The organism is Vicinamibacteria bacterium, assembly GCA_035620555.1.
Lineage (GTDB): Bacteria > Acidobacteriota > Vicinamibacteria > Marinacidobacterales > SMYC01 > DASPGQ01.
In genome coordinates this window covers 1-2,644 of the sequence record DASPGQ010000743.1, presented here as the reverse complement: position 1 = coordinate 2,644, position 2,644 = coordinate 1, and the positions used below count along the sequence as shown (strand labels likewise).

The following is a 2,644-nucleotide window of genomic DNA, read 5'->3' as shown; positions in this document are numbered from 1 at the left end:
GTCGCGCCGTAAACAGCCGGAACCGTTGCGGACGATTGACCCCGGGTCCCGCCACGACGTTGACGCAAGAAACTAAGCGACGACCCTGAACCGGGCGCTGGCCCGATTCATGCTACGATCGCCGGTTTCGAGCGATGTCTTCCAACTCCCCGAGCGCGAGAGCCAAAATCGAGATCTGCCGCCGCTCGAGTGCGGAGACACCGGCGCTCGAGGCCATGTACGTGGAAGTCTTCGGCGAGAAGGCCGCGGGGGACAATCGCGCCCGCTGGCGCTGGCAGTACGACGAGAACCCCAATTGCCCGCCCGAGGGGCCCGAGATCTGGGTTGCCAAGCAAAACGGGGTGGTGCTCGGCCAATATGCGTCGATGCCCGTCCGCCTCTATGTCAAGGGTCGCACGCTCCGGGCCTCGTGGGGCATGGACGTGATGGTTCGGCCCCACGTCCAGCGCAAGGGTATCGGCTCGCGGCTGTTCCTCTACTGGGACGAGAACGTCGAAGCTTCCCTCGGCCTGGGACTGTCGGCGGCCTCCTACGCCCTGTTCAAGAAGCTTCGTTGGGAAGACGTCGGTCCGGTGCCTTGCTACACTCTGGTCCTCGACCCGGGCGCGCTACTCGAGCGCAGGATGCCGCGACCCCTGGCACGAGCCTTGGCGCCCCTCGCTCGTCTTGCCTTTTCGATTGCTTTTCCCCGGAGAAAGACGCGTGGCGCCGTGACCGCGCGACTGATGGAAGGAAATTTCGGCGAGGAGTACGATGCTCTCTGGCAAGCCGCTTCGCCCGGCTACGATTTCATCGCCGAGAGGACCGCCGCCTATCTCGAGTGGAAGTATCATCGCGTTCCGTTCGTCAGCTACGACGTCCTCGAAGCCCGGCGAAAGGACGGCACCCTCTCGGGATATTGCGTTCTGAGAGCAACCGAGAGAAACGGCGTGGTGCTCGCGCTTCTCGTCGACCTGTTCGCCGGTCCTGAAGACGACGCGACCCTCGGCGCGCTTCTCGACGGGGCAGGCGCCTGGGCCATGGACAGGAAAGCGGCCCGGATGCAAACGTTCACCTTCGACGATCGAATCGCCGCTCGTCTTGCCGCCAAGGGATTCTTGCTCATTCCGAGCCCCATGCAATTCTGCCTCCGAATCCACAGCGACCACGTGAGCGAGCGTTTCTATCGCGACACCTCTCGCTGGCATGTCACCTTCGGCGATTCGGACCAGGACCGGGAGGCTTGATGACGACGCGCATCCTGCTCGGCGTCGATACCGAGGCCGACGACCAGTGGAGTGCAACAGGACGCCAGGCGCTCGCCGTGCGCAACGTCCACGAGCTTCCCCGACTGCAGGAGCTGTGCGACCGTTACCGCGTTCTCCCCACCTATCTCGTCACCTTCGAGATGGCCGCCGCGGAGCGCGCGAGGAGTCAGCTCCAGGAGCTCGCCCAGTCCGGCCGATGTGAGATCGGCTCGCACCACCATCCCTGGTCCACACCGCCACTCGTCGACGGTCATGTCTACCCGCTGAACTTGAGCCGCGATCGATATCGCGAACAGCTCGGCCGATTGACCGAGGCGGTCGCCAAGATATCGGGTGAGGCGCCGGTCTCCTATCGCGCCGGACGCAACGGCTTCGCCGGCTGGCACGTCGAGATTCTCGAGGAGAATGGTTATCTCGTCGATTCGAGCGTGGACCCGTTCTTCAACGAGAAGCGCAAGGGCGGGCCGTCGTTCGCCGGCGCTCCGATCACACCCTACTTCGTCGGCTACGACGACCCGCGACGGGTGGGCGACAGCCGGCTCCTCGAGATTCCCGTCACGAGCGCGCTCGATCGCAGATGGCCCCGTTGGTTAGAGACGGCCTATGCCGATGTCTCGCACGCATACCATTTCCGGCGCTCCTTGAGACTTCTCGGAATCGTCCGCCCGATCTGGCTCCGGCCGTCGTACTCGAAACGGAAGGACATGTTATCGCTTGCTCGCCGCTTGCTCGAAGGCCACGCCCCCACCGCCAACATCCTGTTTCACTCGAGCGAGCTCCTCGTGGGCGGGAGTCCTTACAACCAGACTCGAGAGGATCTGGAACGGTTCTATCGGGACCTCGAAGCACTTCTCGCGTTCCTGACCGAGGGGGGTGCGCTCGGTGCGACGTTCCGGCAGTTCCGTGAATCCTGGTGCGAGGCGACACGAAATTGATCGTGTGCATGGTCACCCCCCATCTTCCACCCGATCAGGCGGCCAATGCGCTGCTGCCTCAGCTTCTTCGCGATGGGCTCACCCGGGAGGGACACGAGGTTCGCCTCATGGCCTTCGAGCCGCGAGCCGGACGCCCCCGTCAGGCGGAGGTCCGCTACATCCCCCGCTCGCGTAACGGGCTTTCGCGCACTCTCCGATTGTCTCACCTCGAGACGGCGTTCGCCGTATGCCGCCAAACGCGGGGCTTCTTCAGCCAGGCGGACGTCGTTCACGTCCACAGCAACACCTTCATGAACCAGCTCGTGGCCGCGCTCGCCTATCGCCGCCGTCTCCCGTTCCTTCTGACGCACTATGGGACGGAAATCTGGCATTACCGGAAGCGCCCGATCGATCCGTTCCTCTGGATGAACGAGCACGCCGCGCAGGTGACCTACTACAGCCGCCTGCTTCTCGACAAGTCCC

3 protein-coding genes are annotated in these 2,644 nt (G+C 64.1%); all 3 read left to right on the top strand.

Annotation, left to right across the window (positions count from 1 at the left end):
• The first annotated feature begins 134 nt into the window (after positions 1 to 134).
• Positions 135 to 1,226 (top strand): GNAT family N-acetyltransferase, encoded by a 1,092-nt coding sequence (locus tag VEK15_29755; protein ID HXV64920.1) that lies wholly within the window; start codon positions 135 to 137, stop codon positions 1,224 to 1,226.
• Complete coding sequence (locus VEK15_29750) at positions 1,226 to 2,182, top strand: polysaccharide deacetylase family protein (GenBank protein HXV64919.1); 957 nt, start codon at positions 1,226 to 1,228, stop codon at positions 2,180 to 2,182. Before VEK15_29755 ends, VEK15_29750 begins: the two co-directional genes overlap by 1 nt.
• A gap of 8 nt (positions 2,183 to 2,190) precedes the next feature.
• Positions 2,191 to 2,644: glycosyltransferase family 4 protein (locus tag VEK15_29745; protein ID HXV64918.1), on the top strand; the 454-nt coding region annotated here is incomplete at its 3' end.

Coding starts and splice junctions, on each gene's coding strand:
- VEK15_29755 (HXV64920.1), top strand. CDS start 135: ATGTCTTCCAACTCCCCGAGCGCGAGAGCCAAAATCGAGATCTGCCGC.
- VEK15_29750 (HXV64919.1), top strand. CDS start 1,226: ATGACGACGCGCATCCTGCTCGGCGTCGATACCGAGGCCGACGACCAG.